Below are 22,111 nucleotides of genomic sequence, written 5' to 3'. Positions count from 1 at the left end.
AGTTCGCCACCTGTTCCGTTGAGTTGATATTTCAACATGGTTGCGCGGTTACGATTTCGGCATGCTTCGTGAAATACGCTCGCCGGTGGCGCAGCGCACACGACAGGCGGCAGATCATCCAATTCTTGATCAAAAATTGGCACCGCCTGCCGTGTTCTGCCCGAATCCGGCATTGGCAATTCACCGGGAGATCAACCGGACGACAACGACCTATCCGCGCGACAGCAGCATGCAGGAACAGTTCGAGTACTGGGCCGAGAACCGGCCGGACGCGATCGCGGCCGTCCAAGGCGATCGCGAAGTCGGCTACCGTGAGCTGAACCGGCTGGCCAACGGCCTGGCCAGGGATCTTCGTAACGCAGGCGCCGAGCCGGGCACGATCGTCGGCGTGTGCGTACCCCGCTCACCGGACATGTTGGTGGCGCTGCTGGGAATCCTCAAGTGCGGGGCGAGTTTCGTTCCGCTGGACCCGCACTGGCCGGACGAACGTTTCCATCACGTCGTCACGAATTCCGGCTGCGAATGGCTGATCAGCGACAAGCCAATGGAAAGGGCAGCCGGTTTCGAAAACCGCGTTTTTCTCCTTGATGCGCGGGCCCTGACCGGGTGTGACTCGAACCCGCCGTGCGCCGCGTCCGCGGAAAGTATTGCCTGTGTCTATTACACCTCGGGGTCGACCGGACGCCCCAAGGGTGTGCCGATCCTTCACCGAGGCATCAACCGGACAGTGCATTTCACCGCTTTCGGGCCGGTGGACGAGCACAGCCGGATCCTCCAGTTGGGGGCGCTCACCTTCGACATGGCGGCCTCGGAGATCTGGGGTGCGCTGCTCAGCGGCGGGACATTGGTGATGTATCCCGCCGAGCCGATCCGTCTCTCCCGATTGAACGAGGTGATCCGGGCGGGCCGCGTCAACCTCGTGGCGATCCCCACGGCCCTGTTCAACCTGGTTCTCGACGAGGCTCCGGAGATCTTCGATTCCGTCGCGACCATCACCGTCGGCGGTGAGGCACAGTCTCGCCGGCACATGGCCAAGGCCCTGCGCATTTACGGGCCCGGCCGAGTGTTCAACCTGTACGGTCCCACCGAGTCCACATGTGTGGCGACGTGTTACCCGATCGACGACGTGCCACGCGGCGACATTCCAGTTCCGATCGGCCGCCCGCTGCAGAACACTCGGCTCTACATTCTCGCCGACAATGCGCGGACGCTGTGCGGGCCAGGCCAGATCGGGGAGATCTGCCTGGCGGGCGACGGCCTGGCGGCCGGGTACCTGGGACTGCCCGATCTCACCAGGGAACGCTTCGTACACCGCGACATTGCCGGTGTACGAGAACGGCTCTACCGCACGGGCGACCACGGTTACCTCCTGCCCAGCGGCGACGTGGTCTTCACCGGAAGGCAGGACGACCAGGTCAAGGTCAACGGCTTCCGGATCGAACCAGGCGAGATCAGCCACCATCTCAACGCCCACCCAGCGGTGCGGCAGTGCTACGTGACCGTTCGTGACGACGGTGATCACAGGTCCCTGGTGGCCTTTGTCGTGCCGGACAACACCCGCACAACCGCGGACAGTCTGCGGGAGCACCTGGCGACAGTGTTGCCCCGCTACATGGTCCCGGTGCGAATCGACCTTCGCGACGCCCTTCCGTTGACCTCCCACGGAAAGGTCGACCGGCACGCGCTGCTCGCCTCGCGCGAACCCGAAGCAGGTCAAGGAGCCTCCTGCCATGCGTGACGCGATCAACCGCACCATGACCGCCACCGAGGCAACGCTCGCCGAGATGTGGCGCGACACGCTCAAGCAATCCGAAGTCCTCGCCACCGACGACTTCTTCAAGCTCGGTGGTACTTCCCTGGCCGCGATCTCCCTGGTGCACCGCGTGGAGACGGTCTTCGGCCCGCGGACGCTGTCCTTCGACACACTCAACAGCAACCCCGGACTGACGAGCATGGCCAGGGCGATCGACGAGGCCCAGCCCGCTGCCGCCCGCCCGGTACCGATCGACATTCACGCCCCGTTCGACCTGACGCCGACACAGCAGGCGTACTGGGTCGGCCGGGCGGACGATCAACCGCTTGGCGGTGTCGGCTCTCACGTCTATTTCGAGTTCGACGCGAACGACATCGAACCGGACAGGCTGCAAGCAGCGGTGCACGCGTTGCTGCGCAGGCACGGCATGCTTCGAGCGCGGTTCCTGCCTGACGGCCGCCAGCAGATCATGCCCGAATCCCCATGGTCCGAACTGGTGGTCCACGATCTGCGCGGGAAACCGGCGGCGGAGACCGAGCAAGCCCTGGCTCGCATCCGCGACGCACTGTCACACCGCCGTCTCGATGTCGAGCGTGGTGAGGTCTTCGATATCCAGCTCACCCTCGCCCACGACGGATTCGCCCGGATTCATTGCGAGTTCGACCTTCTGGTCGCCGACGGCCGAAGTGTCCAGGTGATCCTGGACGATCTCAGCCGTCACTACAGCGACCCGGCCAAGCCGCTGCCGCCCGTCGGATACGAGTTCCCGCAATACCTCGCTGATCGGCGCGGGCAGATGGCCGATGTGCGGCAAGCCGACAAGGACTACTGGCGCGATCTTCTCCCCAGTCTTCCGGGAGCGCCCGCGAGTCCGCTGGCCGTCGCACCCGAACACATTCGCCGCCCACGGTTTCGCAGACACAGCCACGCCATGCCGAAGACGGACTGGCAGCGTTTCGTCGGCCACGCCCAGTCCCATGGCGTGACCCCGGCCATGGCTCTGGCCACGGCCTACGCCGAAGTGCTCGGCCGGTGGAGTACCGAACCGCGGTTTCTGCTCAACATGCCTCACTTCGGCAGGCGCAGTACGCATCCGGCGGTGCCGGACATGGTCGGCGATTTCTCCAACGTCGTCCTGTTCCCCGTCGATCTGTCCGCCGAACTGCCTTTCGCCCAGCGCGTCCTCGGTGTCCAACGGACCCACCGGGCCAACGCGGCTCATGGGGAGTACTACGGCGTCGAGATGTTACGCGACCTGGCCCAACGGGACTCCGTCTACGGCAACCCGGCCCCGATTGTCTTCTCCTACAACGTGTTCGACGCGTTCGGCGGTGACATGGTCACGCCGCTGTTCCGCAAGTGCTTCGGCGATCTGGGGTACATGATCACGCAGACCCCACAGGTATGGCTGGACCACCAGGTCTTCTACCACGAGGACCGGGTCGACCTGGTGTGGGACGCGGTCGACGGCTTGTTCGAGCCGGGTGTCGTCGAGGACGCGTTCGCCGCGTACACCAGGCTCGTGAGCGACCTGGCCACTGATGAAACGGTCTGGTCGCGACCGGTGGAAATCGCCCTGCCAGCCCACCAGCGAGCCGCACGTGAGGCAGTCCACTCCACGACAGCACCTCGACCCGCCCTTCTTCACGACCGATTCTTCTTACGTGCCAAGGAACATCCCGACCAGCCCGCCCTTTACCGCGACGGGCGGACGGTGTCGTATGGACAGTTGGCGGATTCCGCGCTGAGAATCGCCGCTTCGCTGCGTGAACTCGGTGTCAGCCCCTCGGAGGTCGTCGCGGTCGTGATGCCCAAAGGTGACGGCGAAATCGCGGCTGTTCTGGGCATCCTGGCCGCAGGCGCGGCCTACGTGGCCGTGGGTCCTGACACGCCGCCTGACAGGCAGCGGCAGATCCTTGAAAGCGCAGGCGTTCGCCTCGCGTTGACCGCCGATGACGGCCCCGAGGTCCCGGTCCGGGTTTTGACCGCCACCGAAGCCGCGAGCGCCGAGCCACTGCCCCATCCGGCCGGTCGAACACCGGACAGTCTGGCGTACTTGATTTTCACCTCGGGCTCGACCGGAAACCCCAAAGGAGTCGAGGTCTCCCACCGCGCCGCCGTCAACACGATCGACTGGGTCAACGAGCGCTACGGCGTGGGCGAAGGCGACCGGGCGCTGGCGTTGACAGCGCTGGACTTCGACCTTTCCGTCTACGACAACTTCGGTCCGCTCTCCACCGGCGGTGCCTTGGTGCTCGTGACCGAGCAGCAGCGACGGGATCCCGGCGCCTGGTGGGAGCTGATCGAGCGCCACCAGGTCACCATCTGGAACTCGGTCCCTCTGTCGATGGGCGCCCTGCTGTCCTTGTCACGACCACTTCCCGCGAGTCTCCGGCTGGCCCTGCTGTCGGGCGACTGGATTCCCCGCGATCTGCCCGGACGCCTGGAAGCGTCGAGCGAAGGCCGGTGCAAGCTGGTCGCGCTGGGCGGGCCGACAGAGACGGCCATCTGGTCCAACGCGTTCGACGTGGATCGCGTCGAGGAGAACTGGACCTCGATCCCCTACGGATTCCCGCTGAGCAACCAACGCCACCGGGTGGTGGACGCCCGCGGCCGGGACTGTCCCGACTGGCTGGCCGGTGAACTCTGGGTCGGCGGCGTCTGTGTGGCCGAGGGCTACCGCGGCGATCCCCGGCAGACAGCCGAACGGTTCGTATGGCATGGCGGCGAACGCTGGTACAAGACAGGTGATCTTGTGCGCTACCGGCCAGGCGGTGTCCTGGAGATCCTGGGCCGCACCGACTTCCAGGTGAAGATCAACGGTTTCCGCGTCGAACTGGGCGAGATCGACGCCACGCTGCACCACCACCCGGCGATCGACCGGAGTACGACTGTGGCCGCCGGACCGCGGCTCGTGAGCTTCCTGGTCGCGACGAACGGCGTGGTCGACCTCGACAATCTGAGGTCCTGCCTGACGGCTCGGTTGCCGATCTACGAAGTCCCCGCTCAGTTCTTCGTCATCGACGAACTGCCGCTCACCGCCAACGGGAAGGTCGACCGAAAGACCCTGACCGCCTGGGCTTCGCAATCGGTCGAGACGGCACCGGTGTCCGCCGAACCCCCGAGGGCAGGACTGGAACAGACCATCGCCCACCAGTGGGAGCTCGTCCTGGGCCGTCCGGTCAGCCGGCGGTCCGACAACTTCGTCGCGCTGGGCGGCAACAGCCTGCTCGCGGCCAAACTCGCCAAGTCGTTGCGCGACAACCTGCACTGGCAGGTCAGCCTGCGCGAGCTGTACTCCGCACCGACCGTGGCCGCGTTGGCAACCCTGCTGCTCGACGAGAGGAAGGCACCCCGATGATCTCCGAAACTTTGCAGCTGCTCGACACCGAGGAAGGACGCCACAATCCCTACCCGCTCTACGACCGTCTGAGGGAGCACCCACCGGTCTACGACGAGAGGCACCAGGCAATCCTCATCGTCCGATACGCCGACTGTGCACAGGCACTGTCCGGTTTCGGGCGTCCCGACGAAGCGTGGGTGAAACGCCGGATCCCCGACTGGGAGAGTCACCCGGCTGTCGTCTGTCTGATGCGGACGATGCAGTTCGGCGATCCGGAGTCACACCCGCGGCGTCGCGGCGTGGTCAGCAGGTTCTTCACGAAGCGACGGATCACCTCGCACATCGCCGCGGAGTCGGCCACCGTGGACACTCTGGTGGACGATCTCGTGGCGGAGATAGCCGCACACGGCGAGGCGGACATCCAGAATGTGTTGTCCTACCGGCTGCCGAGCATCAGCATCGCCAGGTTGCTGGGACTGCCCGAGCACGAGATCGCGGGCTTGCGGCCGCATTCACTCGCCCTGGCCAACCTGCTGGAACCCCAGCTGTCCCAACCGGACCTCGCGGCCGCCGATCAGAGCCTGCGGGAGCTGGAGGTCTACTTCGAGCAGGTCATCGAGGCACGCCGGCGCCATCCCGGCGACGACCTCGCGTCCCACCTGGTGCAGGTCCATGAGGCCGGGACCCTCTCCTGGCACGAGCTCACCTCGATGTTCGCCTCCATCTTCGTCGCCGGGACGATGAACACCAGCAACTTCATCGGCAACGGTGTGGCCGCGCTGCTGAGTTCGCCTCCGGTCGTGGCCCAGCTGCGTGCGCAACCAAGCCTCATTCAGGCAGCGATGACCGAAATGCTCAGGTACGACGCTCCCATGCAAGTCACCCGTCGCATCACGGTGGCCGCCACCGAGCTGGGCGGAACCAGACTGCCCGCAGGCGCGGAACTCGCCATCGTGCTCGGTTCCGCCAACCGCGACCCCGCTGTCTACACCGAACCCGATCGTTTCGTGCCCGGCCGGTCAGGTCCGCCACCCCTCAGCTTCGGCGGTGGATCCTATTTCTGCATCGGCGCGGCCATGGCGCGAGAGGAAGGCGCCCTCATCTTCAGCAAACTGCTGTCCCGCCTGCCTGAGCTTCGTGCCGCCCGGACACCGACACACAACCTTCGTTCCGTACTGCGGGGTTATCTGCACCTGCCGGTCACCGCGGATGTCTCTCTCGTTGGAGCGGGAACATGACGATCGCACCTCCCTGGCAGCAGAACCTCCGGCTGCTGGCCACGCATCCGGACGTCCGGGCCAGAATCGTCTGTGTCCCGCCGGCCGGTGGGGGTGCGAGTTTCTTCCATCCCTGGACGGCGGACGTCCCGCCCGGTGTGGAGCTCTGGGCGGTACAACTACCCGGCCGGGAGGACCGGCTCGGCGAACCGCCGGTCACGGACCTTCTCGTGGCCGCCCGTCGAGTGGCAGCGGCTCTGCAATGGCTCGTCGACCGTCCGTGCGTACTGTTCGGGCACAGCATGGGAGCTCTCGTCGGCTATGAGGCGGCCCGAATCCTGGCGGCGCAACGCACGCCAGGAATCTGCCATCTCTTCGTTTCCGGTTGCGTGCCCCCAGATCGTCGCCGCCCGAACGGCGAGACTTTCAGCAGCGAGCACGACGTGATCGCCGAGTTGCGTCGAATCGGCTTCGACTCCGGCGCACTCGACGACCCCGAAACCCGTGCCGTGATCATCCCCGCGATCCACAACGACCTGCGAATGTTCTACTCCTACGAGTACTGTCCCGGACAGGAGCTCACCTGCCCCATCACCGTGCTCGTCGGCCGCGAGGACCCCCACGTACCCGCTGCCGAATCACCAGGCTGGGGCCGTCACACCGAAGCGTCCGTACAAACCGGAACCCTGCCAGGTGACCACTACTACCTCCTCGACGCACGCACGGAGATCCTCGCGAAGATCACCGGCGCCTTGAGTCGCTCCTCTGGGTGAAGCCTGGTTGAGTGGCAGAGTGACGTTGGAGAATCAGCCGGTGCTGACCGGCTCGCTTGTCCGCCTCGAGCAACTGTCGGAGAAACACTTCGGCGGCTACTGGGCGATGATGTCCGATCCCGAGGGCAAGCGCCTGACCGGCACCCAGCAGGAATTCACCCAGGAACTCACCCGCCACTGGCTGGCCACCCGCACCGAGCACAACGACCGCGCCGACTGGGCCATCATGCGCGCGAACACCTTCGTCGGCGAGATCGTCCTCAACAACCTGAACACCGCGAACCAGTCGGTCAACTTCCGCATCAGCCTCGTCGGGCCCCACGCGTACGGCTTCGGCTACGGCACCGAGGCCATCCGGCTCGTGCTCGACTACGCCTTCGACGTAGCCGGCCTGCACCGAGTCGAACTCGAGGTCTACGACTTCAACCCCCGCGCCCGCCACGTCTACACAAAATGCGGCTTCATCGAGGAGGGCACCCGCCGCGACGCCCTGCTCTGGGACGGAAAGTGGCACGACGCCATCACCATGGCCATCCTCGCTACCGACCCCCGCCCAGCCCATACACCGTGACCCGGCCTTTGCTCACAAGCATGAAGGCGAGTGTGCACTGGGGGTACGACAGTTTCGGGGCTGCTCGTCGGTAGGGTCCTGGGTATGGGTCGACAGGCTGCCGCGCTGATTCCGGGGAACCTTGAGGAGCATGACTTCGAGGATGATGTCGTCTATCGCGGCGTGCACTATTCGGGTCTTGAGCTGTCCGGGCGGGCTGTCGAGTCGCTTGAGCTTGAGCGGTGCCGGTTCTCCGACACCAAGCTGTCGGGGTTGCGGGTGGTGAAGTCCAGCTTCACCGAGACCTTGTTCGAGAACAGTGACCTGGCCAATGTCTCGGCTCGCGACACCTCTCTGCTCAGGGTGCTGTTGACCGGCAGCCGGATGACTGGGTCCTCGTGGGCCGAGTGCTCTTTGCGGGACACGACCATTGAGGACTGCCGGGCCGATCTGGCGGCCTTCCGGTTCTCGCGGTTTCGGCGCACGGTTTTCCGCAACTGCAATCTGCAGGGCGCCGACTTCCAGAACGCGGATCTCACCGGCACACAATTCGAGGGCTGCAATCTGCGGGAGGCCAGGTTCGCCGAGGCCACGATGGCCAAGACCGGTTTCACCGACTGCGACCTGCTGGGCGTCAACGGCGTGACGAGTTTCGCGGGCGCGGTCATCCACAGCGGCGACCTGCAGAGCCTGGCGTACAGCCTGGCCGGCGCGCTGGGGATCACGATCAAGGACTGAGTTGGCGGGACTGGTCCCGCGGGCTGGGCGATAAGGTCTCCCGACCTGCCCGAGCCGAGGGGAACCCTGATGAAGAGCCGTTTAGCAGTCGTGCCGTTGTTGTTAGTGGTCGTCGCGGGGTGTTCGATCGCCAATCCGACGTCCAGCGAGGTGTCGTTGCAGTACGGGGCCGGCCCGTTCGACTCGCGCAAGTTCGTCGAGTGCGAGGACGACCGCGATGTCAGTGACATCAACGACGACCATTACTACTACCCGAAAGGGCAGCGCGACTTCACGTTCGGCGAAAGCGACGGCATCGATTCCGCGCCGCTGACCTCCACCACGCAGGACTCGCAGGAGATCAAGGTCAACGGCACGGTCAAGTTCACCCTGACCACCGACTGCACCGAGTTCACCGACCCGACCGGCAAGACCTGGCCGGGCGGCAAGATCCAGATGTTCCACGAGCTGATCGCCTACAAGTACGACGCGGCCCCGACCGACGGCGGCGAGCAGATGAAACCCGGCTGGACGGCGTTGCTGCGCAACTACGTCGGCGCTGCGCTCGACCGGGCCACGGACAACGAGGCGCTGAAGTACCCGTGGCAGAAGCTGTACAACGACGCCGCCGCCAAGGCCCAGTGGGAGAAGGACGTCCTCGCCCAGCTGCCGGAGGTCCTCAAGAGCCTCACCCAGGGCGTCGACCTGATCACCATCAACTCCGTGCTGCTGCAGAAGCCCAGCATCCAGCCCGCGCTGGTCCAGGGCCTGACCGACAAGCAGGCCGCCGAGCTGCGCAGCCAGGCCGCCGAGGTGGACAAGCAGGCCGCCGCGAACTTCCCCGGCGGCATCCCCGGTTACCAGGCCTACCAGCAGCAACAGGCGGTCAACGAGGCGATCAAGGCAGGCCGGGTCCAGGTCCTGCCGGTGCCGCAGGGCTCCTCGATCATCGTCTCGCCGAACAAGTAGCCGCCTTCGTCCAAGGGACCAGTATCGTTCCGGTTACGGTTGTCGCTGTCAGACAAGGCTGGTCCCTTGGACATTGATCTGGTCAGTCCGGACACGTTCCTTTTCGGCCCGCCCCACGACGCGTTCGCCCGGTTGCGTCTTGAGGCCCCGGTTTTCCTGCACCGCAGAGAAGACCTGCCACCCTTCTGGGTAGTGACCCGTCACCCGGACGTGGTACGAGTTTCCCGCGACGGGGAGACTTTCTCCTCTGTGCCGAACGGGGCATTGCTCAACGAAATCCCATACGGCCCGCGAAACGAACCCAGCCCGACGATGCTCAACCTGGATCCGCCGTCCCACACTAGGTTGCGCCGGCTGGCAGCGCCTATCCTCGCGCTGTCCGAACGCCGCGTAAGGGCGCTGTGCACACGGACGTTGGACCGGGCATTCGAACTCGACGACTGTGATTTCGCCAAAGACGTCGCCGCCGAGTTCTGCATGTCCGTACTCGCGGAGTTGCTCGGTTTCCCCGATCAGAAGGATCGCCGGCATGTCCAGTGGATCGCGCGGGAACTGAGCGACCCACTCGAATCGCCGATGAACGCGACCATGGAACTGTTCCGGTTCGCCCGCGACATCCGTGGCGAAACCGGCCTGACCACACGGGAATTCGAGCTGCTGGTGCTGGTGCTGATCACGGCCGGGCATCTGGCCACCCAGCACCTGCTCGCCGGCGCGATGCTCGCGTTGATCGAACATCCCCGGCAATGGCGGCTGCTGCGGGACAATCCGGCGATCATGGCCACCGGTGCCGACGAGATGCTGCGCTGGGTCTCACCTCTGATGCAGTTCCAACGCACCGCGACCAAGGACACGGACATCGCCGGACAGCCCATCAGCAAAGGCGATCGCGTCGCGATGTACTACATCGCCGCCAACCGCGACGAGGCTGTGTTCGACGAGCCCATGTCCTTCGACCTCACACGCTCCCCCAACCCGCATGTCGCCTTCGGCGCGGGCGGCCCGCACTCGTGCCTCAGCGATCACCTGGCGCGCCTGCAGATCCGGGTCCTGTTCGACGAGCTGAGCCGGCGCACCCGCCAGGTCGAGCTCGCCGACACACCGGACTACCTCGGATCCACGTTCCTCAACGGCATTTCCGCGATGCCGGTCCGGTTCAGGCACTGACCTCCGGCGGCACGGACAGCAGTGGCGCCACCGACCTCAGCTTTTCGTATGACCGGACCTCGCCGATGACGACCGTGTGATCACCAGCGGCCACCACGGACCACACCCGGCATTCGGCCACGCAATGCGCGTCGTCGATCAGCAGCGGCAGTTTGTCCCGGCGGCTCGGCGCCCACAGCACCGACCGGAAGTGGCCCTCGGCGGCGAACACCCGCGCCGCGTCGTCCCCGTGCTTGTGCAGCATGTTCACCACGAACAGTCCACGGTCCTGCAACGCGGCCAGGGTACGGCTGTCATTGGGGATACAGACCAGCAACAACGGCGGGTCCTGCGAGACGGCACACAGCGTCGAACAGGTCACGCCCTGCGGACCGCCTTCGGGGTCCACTGTGGTCACCACCACGACACTGCTGGGCAATCCGGCCATCACCGACCGGAAACCGCGATCGCTTACCTCGTCAGCGGTGTCTTGGTGATCCATTCCCTTGCCTCGGTAGATAACGAGTGGTCGCCGATCCGGACCGGATCGGGCGGCAACGGCATCGGGTTGTGCTGCACCGCAACCGGCGGGATCTGGTCGACCAGGCCACTGTCGTTGACCACCCGCGTCCAGGATTCCCGGTCGGCGGGCAGCAACAGCGGCACCACGCCCGCGGCCTCGCGGCCGACCTGGGCGATCGCCGACGGGTCCGGGCTGATGAACACGACGCGTTCGGCGCCGGTCGCCAGGTGCTCGACCTGTTTGGCCTGGCCCCGCTCGATCAGGGCACCCAGTCTCGTCAGTTCGTCGAGCAGAGGGTCCAGGGTCGCGCCGATCGACTTGTCGAGCACGATCAGCGGCGAATGTGCGTGCCGGCGCAGCGCGACGACCCGGCTGATGCGGTGCGCCAGCAGTTCGAAGTACTCCTCGGAGAACACGCTCTGCCGGTAGGCGCTGCGGGTGCCGATCGAACGCAGCACGACCTCGGCGTCGACCACCGCGTGCCCCTCCAGCCGCCGCCGGACACCTTCCCGGGCGCGGAACGCCGTCGCGAGAACACCTTCCGCGTTCCCGTCGTCACCGACCCCGGCCGGACGCAGTTCGGGAACGGCCGGCAGCACGAACACCAGCTCCGCGTCCCACAGCCTGGCCGCCTCGATGCTCACATCGGCCAGGTGCCGCAGGCCGGTCTCGTATTCCTGGTACGGCAGGTTCAACGGCATCGGCTTGATGGGCCACAGCTCCTCGAACCGCGGTGCCACCACGAGCAGGTGCGGCTGGAAACACGCCGCCTGCGACCCGTCCAGGCACTGCCGCTCGATCTCGCCGACCGGCGCCACCCACAGCTCCGGCGACCTGCCGCTGTCGGCGAGCGCGTTGCCCAGATAGGGCACGAGCGAGTCGATGGGATACGTGGCGAGCAAAGCGACTTTCACGTCCGGTTCGCCTGTCTGGCGCTTCTGCCAGCGCATCCTGGCCCGGAGCCGGTCCGCCTCCGAGTTCACAGCCGGACGTTCGCGCATGCCGCCACCACCCTGTCAACGATGTCATCGGCCTGGACGACCGCCCGGCGCTCCAGATGCCGGGCGGCCGGGATCACGCTGTCGCGGGACTGGATCAGCGTGACCGGCCGGTTCAGGTCGTCCCAGCACAGTTCATGCAGGCTCTGGGCCACCTCGTGCCCCCACGATCCACCTGGCGTGCACTCCTGCACGACGAACACGTGCCTGGCCCGCCGGGCGTCGTCGAGGATCGGCTCCACGATCACCGGATACAGCTGGGAGGGCACCACGATCGTCACGTCGATCTCATGCTCCAGAAGCAGTCGCCGGGCCGCCGCCAGCGCACGGGAGACCATGCCGCCAGGCGCGATCAGCAGGCAACCGGCGGTGTCGTCGACCGATACACGAGCCCAATTTCCTTCTGCGTCAAGGAAATCGAACCTGAACAGGTCGTCGATCGGGCCTGGCGCGTGGGTCCGTTCGCCGTAGACCGGCTTGTTCTCGAAGAACATGCACGGCCGGCCCAGATCCAGCATCCGCCGCAACACTGTGAGGTTGTCGTGCAGCGGCGACATCTCGAACAGCAAGAGGTCCGGGACGCCCAGGAAATGCTTCTGCAGGCTTTGGCTGTGGGTCGGGCCGTAGCCGCGGTTGCCACCCATCGGGCAACGCACGATGACGCTCATCTTCCTGCGGCGGCCGTACATCGACACGGACTTGGCGGCGACGTTCACGATCTGGTCGAACGCCAGCGTGACGAAGTCGCCGAACATGATCTCGACCAGCACCCGGTTGCCGCACAACGCCAGGCCGTTGGCCACACCGGCGATGCCGTTCTCACTGATCGGGGTGCTGATCACCCGGTCAGGGAACGCCGTCGACAGACCGGCACTGACCTTGAACGCCCCGCCGTACGGATCGGCAACGTCCTCACCGAGCAGGTAGAGCGTGTCATCGTCGGCGAACAGCCTGTGCAGCGCGGAGTTCAGGTTGTCCACAACACGGTCGGTTCTGATCATGAGGCCGGCTCACGGGAGACGACCTCCGCGATCGCATTCTGGACTGTCCGCCGCGCCCGCGCGTCGATCTCCGCGAACAGCTCAGGGAAGGCCGTTTCGTATGCGGCACACCAATCCCGCTGCCGCAGGGCATGCAGTTCGGCTTCGTCGCGTGTGTCGTCGCCTTTGCTGTGCGGGCCGAGCCGGACGGTGTCGAACTCGATGATCAAGGGCGAGCCGCTTCGGAACACCGGCGCGAGTTCGTTGCGGATGACCGGCAGGTCCTGGGTTTCGAAGTGACGGTAGGCGATGTCGAACGCCGCCGCCCTGGCCCGCACGGATCCGGCCATGTGCTTGCCGATCGGCGTGGTCTGGGCGATCCGGTTGTTCTCCACGGCCACGATCACGGGAACGTCCCACAGGCTCGCCATGTTCAGCGCCTCGTAGACCGCGCCCGCACCGAACGTCCCGTCGCCTATGTACGCAAGCGCCACCCCGCCGGAGCGCTTGAGATGAAGCGCGGCACCAACAGCCAGCGGCAGGCTTTCGCCCTGCACGCCCGTGCTGAAGAACGTCTCCTGGTGCAGGTGCTGGCTGCCGCCGACGCCTTCGCACACACCGCCTGCCCGGCCCATGATCTCCGCGAGCAACGCGACCGGATCCTGATGGCGAGCCAGATAGTGCCCGTGCCCGCGATGATTGCTGAACACGTAATCGCCTTCGGCGAGAAGGGGCGTCAACGCCACCGGCACGTATTCCTGGCCGAGGCAGGTGTGCGTGGTCCCGTCGATCATTCCCTCGCCGAACAGGCGCAACAGGGCTTCCTCGAAGCGGCGGATCATCAGCAGTGAATACAGGTCTTCATCGGCTGGCCGGCCATCGAGTGCACAGCCCGAATCGGCGTGCCCGATCGCTGAACGTATCACCGAAAACCCGATCCCTCCCCCATGGGGCACGACGCTTCAAGCACATCCGTAACGCTGTTCGGCGCAGGTTACAAGCCTTCCTGGAAAATGGGCAACGACCTGTCAGCCAGATGTCAGCCGAATGTCAGCATGCTGCCAGCACCACTGGGAAAACCCGTAAATCACCGCGAAACCCTTGACAGCCCGGAACACCTCGGATTCACTTGCCGACACCAAAGGCCGGTCGTGCGCATATCGGTTCGAATTCGGTGTGTGCCGCCTACCGAGATTGTTCTGGGGTATGAAAATCCGTATCGTTGGGTTCAACCTGAGGCGTGACAGCAGCACATGCCTCGTGGAGGACGGCGTGATCCGCAGCGCGCTCGCCCTCGAACGCACGACACGGATCGAACACGGGTCGGTCCCAAGGGATGCGCACGCCATCGCAATGGCCGACCTGGTCGGCCAGCTGCTTGACGACGCGGATCTCACCACTTCCGACATCGACTACTGGATCGCAGCCGACCCGGCTCCGACGCTCGATCTGATCGCGCCGCCGGAACGGACACTGCACATGCCGGACAGCCGCCACCTCGCCCACGCGAGCGCGGCTTTCTACTCGTCGGGATATGAAGAGGCCGCGGCCCTGGTCGTCGGTTCCAGCGGCGAGACCGGCCTGCGTTTCCGGATCGGCGAAACCCCGGAACGCGTACTCGATGCCGTACAGAAAGATGGCGGCCAAACCTGGCTGCCGGACCGCCTGACCGGTCTCGGCGAGCTCTATCGCCTCATCACAGCCGCGCTCGGCTTCCGTGACTGTGCCAAGACCATGGATCTGGCCTCACACGGCAAGCCGTTGTCCGCGGAGGCGTTGTTCGTCGAGCCCGCGGGCGAAGGCGAGCTGTCGTTCGAGTACGCGCTTGATTCGTTGGTGGAACTGGGACTCGCCGTCTCCGACAACGGCAGGCTCCGGCTGGTGCCGCGCCCCTCGCGGCAGCCATTCGACCAGTTCCACCACGATCTCGCCGCCCAGATCCAGGCCGAGTTCGAGCAGGCGGTCCTGCACCGGGCGCGCGGCGTGCTGGCTCGCACCGGCAGTCGTTCACTTGTCGTGTCCGGCGGCGCTTTCCTGAACCCCGCGGTCAACACGCGGATCCGCAACGAGACCGAGATCGATCGGCTGTTCGTCTTCCCCGCCGCCGGCAACGACGGAAACGCTGTAGGCGCAGCACTTTACGCGTACCACAACCTCGTCGCCCAGCCATCGACGGCCTCACCGGCGTTGCAACACGTCTACTTAGGACCATCGCGCGTCGCCGGTCAGGACATCGAGGCGCTGGCCACGGAATGGCTACTGCCGGTCCATCGGCCCAGGAGCGTGACCAAGGCCGCGGCCGCCGCGATCGCCCGTGGCGAGATCGTCGGCTGGTTCGCCGACCGCGCCGAGTTCGGGCCCCGGGCGCTGGGTGCCCGGTCGATCCTGTGCCATCCGGGCATCGAGGGCATCAAGGACCGGTTGAACGGGCGGGTGAAGTCCCGCGAGTCGTTTCGTCCGTTCGCGGGATCAATCCTCGCCGAGCAGGCCGGGCAGTGGTTCGGCATGCCGGCCCCCGACAGCCGGTTCATGCAGTACTCCTGCCCGGTCCTGGCTCACCGCAGGGACATGGCCGGCGAACTCGGGCACGTGGACGGCACCTGCCGGGTACAGACCGTCGCCGAGGACGACCCCGGCCGGTTGCGCGGCCTGATCGAGTCCTTTGAGGACCTGACCGGGCTGCCGGTGGTGCTGACCACTGAGTTCAGCCTGCCGGGCATGCCGATCGTGGAATACCCGCAGGACGCGCTGGACTGCCTCTACAGCTCCCGGCTGGACCGCCTGTTCATCGGCGATCTGGAGATCGAGCCGCCCGACCGCACCACACTGAGGCCGGTCACCGGCCCGGGCACACGCCAGAACGCGACCGCCGCCCTGTCGTCCACCGGCACGTCCACTCCCCTGGCCGGGCTGGACCAGCTCGGCCTGCGAATCCTGGAGCTGGCCGACGGTGTGCCGACCATGCGGGACATCGCCGGTGAGATCGACACCGACCCGGAGAAGGCGATCGATCTCGCGCTCGAGATGAAACGGCAAGGCCTGCTGCACTGGGCCGGCCGGCCCCCTCACCCCAGCGGGTGACCCCAAGCCCGCAAGGTGCGGCTCGCGCCACCCCCCTCGCGCCCCGCACCTTGCGGTTCCACTTCCTCAGTGCAGCAGATAAGTGTCGATGATCGTCTGCTCGACGCTGTTGCCGTGATGGTCCGACGCACTGGCACGCAACGACACCGATTCCGCGCCGTAAGGGTGGTAAAGCAACAGGAAGTCGCCGAAGATCGGTGCGGCTTGCCAGGTTGCGCCTCGGTCGAAGGACACCTCGGCCCGCGTGATCTCTGGCCGCGACGCAGCGCCTGCCTGGGTCTGGACCTGAACGGGCACAATGAACAACGACCCGGCCCGGGCCTTCTCCGCACTGTCGAGCCTGGGTGTGTACCGGATGACGGACACCGGCAGTGCCCTGACCCCGGCCCCGGGATCAGCCTGGAAGGTCCACGCCGCCGAAACGCTCGTGGCCCGCTCGTAGCCGGTTCGTGTCACGTCGGCCGTCAGCCGGTAGTTGGCAGTCCCCTGTGGAACCGCGAAGCGTACGTATCCCGTCTCACCGTTCTCGCTCAACAGCTGTTCGTTGCGATACAACTTGGTGGACGCCGTGTCCGCAGTGGACCAGCCGGCGTTTCCGAAGCCATCGCCGAACAGCGGCAGGTTGGCGGTCATGGTGTCGCCCCGCAGCTGGACCCAGGGTTCGCCGCGGTTGTCGGAGAACACCGGCCCGAAAACCCCGCGGTAGAAGGACTCCGCGTAGAACTTGCCGGGCAGGTAGTGTTTGGGCGGCCCGTTGAGCCCGCCCTGGTATCCGTTGTCTCCCTGGACGTTCATCCGCCGCGACCAGTCGGCGTTCTCACCGCCGTAGTACTCCGTGTGCACGCCTGGCGCGTTCACCGGCGACAACGACCCCGTGCCGCCCCAGTCACCCTGCCCGTGCGGTGACGACGTCATCCCGATCAACGCGGACTGCCCGGCCTTCAGCGGCCCGACATCGACCCGGACAGCCGCGAGGTCGGCCCGCCGGATGGTCTTGTCGATCCCGGACGGCGTCCGCCCCTTCACATACCATGCCAGGCCGTAGAACGCGGACCCCGGAACTGTCCAGTTCGTACTGAGCTGGCCGGTGACCTCGGGCGAATCCGGGCCGAGGTGCGTGAGTCCGACATGGTCGGCGCTGCCACGCAGAGACAGGTTCGAGACCGTGTACCGGTGCGGCCCGCTCACGCGCTCGAATCCCACCTCCAGCAAGGACAACGTCGCGTTCGGCTCAGGTAGCCGCAGTTTGACGGGCTTGCCCCGGCGGGCGTCGAGATCGATCGTCATCGGCCCGGCCACGAGAAGGTCCGGGTAGTTCAGCACGTCGTATGTGGACGGTTCGCTGCCCAGCACCGAGCTGGACATCACGTACCTGCCTTTGACCACCCGCTGAACGATCTTCCCGTCCAGCGACCCGTTCGGGAAGACACGGTAGCCGGTGTCCACGTTGATCAGGAACGCCGACGCGAAGTCGGCGGGCGCACCTGTCCGGTCGATGGCGTTGAGGACCAGGTCGTAGCTCTCGACTTCGAGATCGACGATCACCGGGGTCCGCACCGCGAACCCGGGGGCCGTGGCGACCAGCGCACCACTGAACTCTCCGCCGTCGGGCGCGTTGCGGATGTCGGCCCGCGCGGTCGCAGTCGCACTGCCACCGGCCGGAATCACCAGCTGTGCGGGCGAGATCGTGAACAGGCCGGCCGGTCCGGTCGCGTCCATCCTCAACTCGAGTGTCACCGGTGATGTGCCGTCGTTGGTGTACTTGATCTCTTGCGTGATCGCCGGTTCGGTGGTGTGCGGCCAATGGTGGCTGCCGAAGCTGATACTGGTCGGGCTGCTCGTGACGGTCTGTGCCATCACCTTGGCCGAGTCGACGCGACCGGCGCCCTGCTCGAACGGAGTCAGGCCGGGAGTCGGTGTGCCGGCCCCGACCAGGCGGGCTTTCAGCTGTGGACCGGTGAGCCCAGGTCGTTGCTGGGCAAGCAATGCGGCCGCGCCGGACACGTGCGGCGTCGCCATCGAGGTGCCGGAGAGTGTGGTGTAGCCGGGCGCCGCGGGCACGCCGATCCGGCCCTCGGCGTGCATGGCGGCCACGATGTTCACGCCCGGCCCGGTGATGTCGGGTTTGATCGTGCCGCCGCCTTCGCGAGGCCCACGGCTGGAGAGGTCGGCGATCTGGTTCTGCCGGTCCACCGACCCGACGGTCAGCGCCGCGTCCGCGGTGCCGGGTGAGGAGATCGTGCTCTCGGCAGGGCCGAAGTTTCCCGCGGCGATCACGAAAAGCTTGCCGTACTTGGCTGTCAGGGTGTTCACGGCTTCCTCGACCGGATCGATGCCCGGGTCGTCGAAGCCGCCGAGGCTCATGTTGACGATGTCGGCGCCGTGCTCGACCGCCCACTGCATGCCCGCGATGATGGCCGAGTCACTGCCGTATCCGTTGTCCGCCAGGACTTTCACGTCGAGGATACGGGCGTCCGGCGCGACGCCACGGTACTTCCCGCCGGACTTCGCCCCCGTGCCCGCGAGGATCGAGGCCACATGCGTGCCATGGCCGTAGTGGTCGATGTTGTCCCGCGAACCGGAGAAGTTTCGCCCGCCGATCTCCCGCGTCGCGAGGTCCGGGTGGGTCTCGTCGACTCCGGTGTCCAGCACCGCGACGGTCACGCCTTTGCCTGTGTAGCCTGCCTGCCACGCTGCCGGGGCGCCGATCTGCGAGACGCTCCGGTCCAGCGTCGCCCGTCGTTTGCGGTCCAGCCAGATCTTGGCGTATCCGGCGCGGGCGAGTGACATCCCGCTCCAGAAGTCCGGACCGGCGTTGATCGCGGCACCGTTGATGCTCGGCAGATCCGTGGCCACGTTCGCCGTCAGCGGCCGGTTCTGCGAGCTGTACTTGACGATCACCGGCACGCTGTCCTTGCCGTAACCGTTGGCCCGCAGCTCGGTCACATCGAACAAGCGCTCGTCCAGAACCCCGCGCGCCAGCAACGGCATCGCGTCCGACGGGACCACGAAGTGGTGCCCCTTCACCTGGTACACAGTGAAGTGCTCGCGTTCACGGCCCCGGCCCGGCAGCAGGTATCTGGGCATGCCCGCGGCGCCCACGATCACGCGGTCGCCGGTCAGCAGCATCACCGAATCGGGTTCGGGCGGTAACACCGATTTCTCTGCCGAGGCGGGTATACCAATCAGTGACGCAACCGCAGTGACAACTGCCGCGATTATCCGTCCGCGCACGAGTGCCTCCAGGTGATCACCTTGTCGCGGACAGTAACCCCCTGAGATCAACCCTCACAAGAGCCCGAACCGCCCAAGCTGTTACCCCTGTTCCGGCTAGTCAGGACACCTTCCGCACGGTGCCCTGGGCCACCGCGCAGAGCTGTTCCCCGGAGTTGTCTACTGTGTACAGCTCACACCGGCAGGTGGCCCGGAAGCGGCTCGACTGCACCACATGAGCCTGTGCGCGCAGCACATCACCTTGCGCCGGACGCAGGTAGTCGATGGTAAATCCGGCGGTCAGCACCTGTGGGCCGAGCACAGTCCCGGCCGCGAAGGTCAGCGTGTTGTCGGCGGCGTACGCCAGCACACCGCCATGCAGATATCCGTTCTGCTGCCGCAATTCGTCACGGACGTCGAGTTCGATGACGGCGGCACCATCACCGAATCCGACGACCCGGGCACCCAGCAGCACGCTGAACGGCTGCGACGCCAGCGCCTGCTTGGCGTAGTCGACGTTCATTCCCCAGACCTCACTTCACTACTGAAGTGAGGATGTGCCGGGCGCCGGGATTTGTCAAGATCTGGGGATGACCGACCAGCGGCTGTACTTCATGCTCCAGCGCTCCGCCCACCACCTCCGGATCGCGGCGGACCGACGCTGCATGGCCGCCGCGGGCGTCACCACCGCACAGCTCGGCGCCCTGTTCGTCATCCAGGACCAGCCCGGCGTGACCCAGCAGGACCTGGCCGCCGTCCTCGGCCAACGCGAGTCGGCGATCACAGCCATGGTCAGTCGCCTCGTCGAGGCCGGCCTGATCACCAAACGCGCCCACCCCCGCCAGTACCGCGCAAGCGCCCTCGAACTGACCGCGGCGGGCACCAAGGCCCTGCACCTGGTCCGCCCGGCCATCGACAGTTTCAACGCCGACATGAGAGCCGTGATCGGCCCCGACGAGTTCGAAATCACCGCCAACGCCCTGCGAAAACTCGCCGACTGGCAGTCATGACCGCTTCTTCTACTGCCAGGTTGCGGTGTCGGGGTTGATGCCGTGGGCACGTGCGCTGGCATCGATGATGAGACGGAACCACTTGGCGAGGCCGGTGCGGATGCTGTCGTAGTGAGTGGCGTATCCCTGATCGGTCTCGAACATGCGGCCGAGGCAGACCTGCATCTGCCTGGTGAGGGGAAAGTACGAGGCGAAGACCTCGCGGTGCCGCTCGACGAGTTGATCGGCTTCTGGGCTGCCAGGTGTGACGCCGGCGTCCATCGCAGCCGCGAGTGCGCGGTCGAGGCCGGCGACGGCGTCGGCGATGGCCTGCCATTCCTCCGGACTGCGTGAGGCTGAGAGTTCGGCGTACTGCTGCCATTGTGGTGTGTCGCCGTAGCGCTGACGGGCCTGGGCGGGCCAGTCCGGGTTCCAGTCGGGGCCGAAGATCGTGGCCTGCTGCTCGGCGGTGAGCAGCAGGCCGCGCTCGTGCGCGTCGATCATCCGATCGAGTCCTGCGCTGAGCCGCTGGAGATGGTCGATCTTCTCGGCGACCTGGGCGCGCTGCGCGCGCAACGCGCCAGGTACGTCCGCACCCGTGTCGTCCAAAATGGCCCGAGTCCTGTCCAGGCCGAGGCCGATCTCGCGGTAGACGACGATGCGGTGCAGGCGTTCCAGGTCACCGGCGGTGTAGAGCCGGTATCCGGCCGCCGTGCGCAGCGACGGCCGCGCCAGACCGATCTCGTCCCAGTGGTGCAGCGTGCGGACTGTCACGCCCAGACGCGTCGAGACCTGCCCGACAGGCAGGCCGTCCGCGTCAGTGTCATCAGGCATGGTCCTCATTGTCACCACGACCGTCGCCCGGCGGGGTGATCCCGACGGCTTTGAGGTTCCGCGCCTCCTCACTGGCCGGATCAAAGGGCTTCGCCGCAGTGAAAACGATCCGCGCGTTCTCGGGAGTGATCACGGTCACATCGCGGGTGGTCCAGGGAGTGTCCCGTGGGCCGGCCACCGAGTCCGGGCGCAACGCACGACAGGCCTCGGCGACAGCATCGATCTGGTTGAGCACGCACGCGAAACTGAAGCTCACCGCCGGTGGTTGTTCCGCAACGTCCTCCGCCGCGATGAGGAGTACGTCCTGGAACGCCCACCGGCGCAGATGCACGAGCGTGCCGGGGATGCCGAACAGTTCGAAGAACCCGAGCCCGCGAATCCAGAAGTCCACCGACGCCGTCAGATCGTTCGTGGGGATCGTCACGAACGCGGGCATTCCATAGATGCCACGGAACGGCTCCGGCGCGACCGCATCCGGACCGGGTGCGGGCACGGGACTCATCTCGAACGCGTTGTAGTAGTCACTCACAGACCCCAGCCTGCAGCCTCACGTAACGTGAGGGTCAAGCCCTCAGATCTGGAGAATCCACGGCCCGTTGTCGGTCATGTTGACGCCCGCCGGGCACCGTGCGGTGGAGATCTGGTGAGGCCGTGCCCAGTTGCCGTCGTACTGCCTGCCGTCCGCGCAGTGCACGATCGCGGCGTACAGCTCGAAACCGGGGTCCAGGAAGTTGCAGTTGGCGATGGCCAGGGCAGGCGCCGCGCGCCTGATGGAGAGGAACTGACAGCCAGGCGGGACCGATGCCACCGCCTGGCCGGCTGAGATCGAGGCCGGTACTGGCGACGGCGCCGCGGACGCGGTCGCCGTTCCGGAGGCCACTGCGGCCAGAGCGAATGCGGCCACCGCGGCGGCCTTGAACTTGTTGCCCATGGATACTCCCCTGTCGTACGTGTTGCCGCAACAACACCGTCAATTTCCTTGTTGCACAAGGGTTTCATCGAGGGGTGAAACCGCCCGGGCGCAA

The 22,111-nt window shown here is 66.3% G+C and carries 19 protein-coding genes; 10 read left to right on the top strand and 9 right to left on the bottom strand.

Features of this window, described 5'->3' with window-relative positions; translation table 11 throughout:
- Nucleotides 1-136 precede the first annotated feature (136 nt).
- The 8 genes from JOF56_RS35675 to JOF56_RS35640 all read left to right on the top strand — a co-directional run bounded on the left by JOF56_RS35675 (nt 137) and on the right by JOF56_RS35640 (nt 10,489).
- A complete protein-coding gene (locus tag JOF56_RS35675; RefSeq protein WP_209643843.1) occupies nt 137-1,738 on the top strand; it encodes an amino acid adenylation domain-containing protein in 1,602 nt (533 codons plus the stop codon).
- Nucleotides 1,731-5,114, top strand: a complete 3,384-nt coding sequence (locus tag JOF56_RS35670; RefSeq protein WP_209643842.1) for a non-ribosomal peptide synthetase — start codon at nt 1,731-1,733, stop codon at nt 5,112-5,114. Before JOF56_RS35675 ends, JOF56_RS35670 begins: the two co-directional genes overlap by 8 nt.
- A complete protein-coding gene (locus tag JOF56_RS35665) occupies nt 5,111-6,334 on the top strand; it encodes a cytochrome P450 (RefSeq protein ID WP_209643841.1) in 1,224 nt (407 codons plus the stop codon). The genes JOF56_RS35670 and JOF56_RS35665 overlap by 4 nt, the downstream gene beginning before the upstream one ends.
- Nucleotides 6,331-7,086 (top strand): thioesterase II family protein, encoded by a 756-nt coding sequence (locus tag JOF56_RS35660; RefSeq protein ID WP_209643840.1) that lies wholly within the window; start codon nt 6,331-6,333, stop codon nt 7,084-7,086. The genes JOF56_RS35665 and JOF56_RS35660 overlap by 4 nt, the downstream gene beginning before the upstream one ends.
- A gap of 19 nt (nt 7,087-7,105) precedes the next feature.
- Nucleotides 7,106-7,657 carry a GNAT family N-acetyltransferase gene (locus tag JOF56_RS35655; protein ID WP_307855399.1) on the top strand — a complete coding sequence of 184 codons (552 nt, stop codon included), beginning with the start codon at nt 7,106-7,108 and terminating at the stop codon, nt 7,655-7,657.
- 84 nt (nt 7,658-7,741) lie between these two features.
- Complete coding sequence (locus JOF56_RS35650; protein ID WP_209643839.1) at nt 7,742-8,374, top strand: pentapeptide repeat-containing protein; 633 nt, start codon at nt 7,742-7,744, stop codon at nt 8,372-8,374.
- A 69-nt stretch (nt 8,375-8,443) separates the two neighbouring features.
- Nucleotides 8,444-9,322, top strand: coding sequence for an SPFH domain-containing protein (locus tag JOF56_RS35645; RefSeq protein ID WP_209643838.1), 879 nt, complete (start codon nt 8,444-8,446; stop codon nt 9,320-9,322).
- 66 nt (nt 9,323-9,388) lie between these two features.
- Nucleotides 9,389-10,489: a cytochrome P450 gene (locus JOF56_RS35640; RefSeq protein WP_209643837.1), complete on the top strand. Its 1,101-nt coding sequence runs from the start codon at nt 9,389-9,391 to the stop codon at nt 10,487-10,489.
- Here JOF56_RS35640 and JOF56_RS35635 read toward each other — a convergent pair.
- From JOF56_RS35635 to JOF56_RS35620, 4 genes are read right to left on the bottom strand one after another with little or no spacing between them, the layout of a single operon-like run.
- Nucleotides 10,479-10,970 (bottom strand): flavin reductase family protein, encoded by a 492-nt coding sequence (locus tag JOF56_RS35635; RefSeq protein WP_209643836.1) that lies wholly within the window; start codon nt 10,968-10,970, stop codon nt 10,479-10,481. The genes JOF56_RS35640 and JOF56_RS35635 overlap by 11 nt on opposite strands.
- A complete protein-coding gene (locus JOF56_RS35630; protein WP_209643835.1) occupies nt 10,940-11,992 on the bottom strand; it encodes a hypothetical protein in 1,053 nt (350 codons plus the stop codon). Before JOF56_RS35630 ends, JOF56_RS35635 begins: the two co-directional genes overlap by 31 nt.
- The gene (locus JOF56_RS35625; RefSeq protein ID WP_209643834.1) at nt 11,971-12,990 is read right to left on the bottom strand and encodes an alpha-ketoacid dehydrogenase subunit beta; all 1,020 of its coding nucleotides are present in this window, start codon (nt 12,988-12,990) and stop codon (nt 11,971-11,973) included. Before JOF56_RS35625 ends, JOF56_RS35630 begins: the two co-directional genes overlap by 22 nt.
- A complete protein-coding gene (locus tag JOF56_RS35620; protein ID WP_209643833.1) occupies nt 12,987-13,811 on the bottom strand; it encodes a thiamine pyrophosphate-dependent dehydrogenase E1 component subunit alpha in 825 nt (274 codons plus the stop codon). Before JOF56_RS35620 ends, JOF56_RS35625 begins: the two co-directional genes overlap by 4 nt.
- Before the next feature lie 364 nt (nt 13,812-14,175).
- Here JOF56_RS35620 and JOF56_RS35615 point away from each other — a divergent pair, with 364 nt between their 5' ends.
- Nucleotides 14,176-16,050 (top strand): carbamoyltransferase C-terminal domain-containing protein, encoded by a 1,875-nt coding sequence (locus JOF56_RS35615; protein ID WP_209643832.1) that lies wholly within the window; start codon nt 14,176-14,178, stop codon nt 16,048-16,050.
- Between the two features lie 66 nt (nt 16,051-16,116).
- Here JOF56_RS35615 and JOF56_RS35610 read toward each other — a convergent pair whose 3' ends face one another.
- Both JOF56_RS35610 and JOF56_RS35605 read right to left on the bottom strand, forming a co-directional pair.
- The gene (locus JOF56_RS35610) at nt 16,117-19,206 is read right to left on the bottom strand and encodes a S8 family peptidase (RefSeq protein ID WP_209643831.1); all 3,090 of its coding nucleotides are present in this window, start codon (nt 19,204-19,206) and stop codon (nt 16,117-16,119) included.
- 178 nt (nt 19,207-19,384) lie between these two features.
- Nucleotides 19,385-19,786, bottom strand: coding sequence for a PaaI family thioesterase (locus JOF56_RS35605; protein WP_209643830.1), 402 nt, complete (start codon nt 19,784-19,786; stop codon nt 19,385-19,387).
- Between the two features lie 67 nt (nt 19,787-19,853).
- On the opposite strand from JOF56_RS35605, the gene JOF56_RS35600 reads away from it, so the two are divergent.
- The gene (locus JOF56_RS35600; RefSeq protein WP_209643829.1) at nt 19,854-20,273 is read left to right on the top strand and encodes a MarR family winged helix-turn-helix transcriptional regulator; all 420 of its coding nucleotides are present in this window, start codon (nt 19,854-19,856) and stop codon (nt 20,271-20,273) included.
- Nucleotides 20,274-20,282: 9 nt separating this feature from the next.
- On the opposite strand, the gene JOF56_RS35595 is transcribed toward JOF56_RS35600, so the two are convergent.
- Genes JOF56_RS35595 through JOF56_RS35585 form a run of 3 tightly spaced genes read right to left on the bottom strand, consistent with a single transcriptional unit; the run spans nt 20,283 to nt 22,017 of the window.
- Nucleotides 20,283-21,086: a MerR family transcriptional regulator gene (locus JOF56_RS35595; protein WP_245378512.1), complete on the bottom strand. Its 804-nt coding sequence runs from the start codon at nt 21,084-21,086 to the stop codon at nt 20,283-20,285.
- Nucleotides 21,079-21,615, bottom strand: coding sequence for a VOC family protein (locus tag JOF56_RS35590; protein ID WP_209643827.1), 537 nt, complete (start codon nt 21,613-21,615; stop codon nt 21,079-21,081). Before JOF56_RS35590 ends, JOF56_RS35595 begins: the two co-directional genes overlap by 8 nt.
- 42 nt (nt 21,616-21,657) lie before the next feature.
- Complete coding sequence (locus JOF56_RS35585; RefSeq protein WP_209643826.1) at nt 21,658-22,017, bottom strand: hypothetical protein; 360 nt, start codon at nt 22,015-22,017, stop codon at nt 21,658-21,660.
- Nucleotides 22,018-22,111: the final 94 nt, after the last annotated feature.

It is taken from the genome of Kibdelosporangium banguiense, assembly GCF_017876405.1.
In the GTDB taxonomy this organism is placed as follows: Bacteria; Actinomycetota; Actinomycetes; order Mycobacteriales; family Pseudonocardiaceae; genus Kibdelosporangium; species Kibdelosporangium banguiense.
This window is presented reverse-complemented; position numbering and strand designations above follow the sequence as displayed.

Coding starts and splice junctions, on each gene's coding strand:
- JOF56_RS35670 (WP_209643842.1), top strand. CDS start 1,731: ATGCGTGACGCGATCAACCGCACCATGACCGCCACCGAGGCAACGCTC.
- JOF56_RS35585 (WP_209643826.1), bottom strand. CDS start 22,017: ATGGGCAACAAGTTCAAGGCCGCCGCGGTGGCCGCATTCGCTCTGGCC.
- JOF56_RS35645 (WP_209643838.1), top strand. CDS start 8,444: ATGAAGAGCCGTTTAGCAGTCGTGCCGTTGTTGTTAGTGGTCGTCGCG.
- JOF56_RS35615 (WP_209643832.1), top strand. CDS start 14,176: ATGAAAATCCGTATCGTTGGGTTCAACCTGAGGCGTGACAGCAGCACA.
- JOF56_RS35620 (WP_209643833.1), bottom strand. CDS start 13,811: ATGATCCGCCGCTTCGAGGAAGCCCTGTTGCGCCTGTTCGGCGAGGGA.
- JOF56_RS35665 (WP_209643841.1), top strand. CDS start 5,111: ATGATCTCCGAAACTTTGCAGCTGCTCGACACCGAGGAAGGACGCCAC.
- JOF56_RS35660 (WP_209643840.1), top strand. CDS start 6,331: ATGACGATCGCACCTCCCTGGCAGCAGAACCTCCGGCTGCTGGCCACG.
- JOF56_RS35595 (WP_245378512.1), bottom strand. CDS start 21,086: ATGCCTGATGACACTGACGCGGACGGCCTGCCTGTCGGGCAGGTCTCG.
- JOF56_RS35630 (WP_209643835.1), bottom strand. CDS start 11,992: ATGCGCGAACGTCCGGCTGTGAACTCGGAGGCGGACCGGCTCCGGGCC.
- JOF56_RS35635 (WP_209643836.1), bottom strand. CDS start 10,970: ATGGATCACCAAGACACCGCTGACGAGGTAAGCGATCGCGGTTTCCGG.
- JOF56_RS35605 (WP_209643830.1), bottom strand. CDS start 19,786: ATGAACGTCGACTACGCCAAGCAGGCGCTGGCGTCGCAGCCGTTCAGC.
- JOF56_RS35650 (WP_209643839.1), top strand. CDS start 7,742: ATGGGTCGACAGGCTGCCGCGCTGATTCCGGGGAACCTTGAGGAGCAT.
- JOF56_RS35625 (WP_209643834.1), bottom strand. CDS start 12,990: ATGATCAGAACCGACCGTGTTGTGGACAACCTGAACTCCGCGCTGCAC.
- JOF56_RS35600 (WP_209643829.1), top strand. CDS start 19,854: ATGACCGACCAGCGGCTGTACTTCATGCTCCAGCGCTCCGCCCACCAC.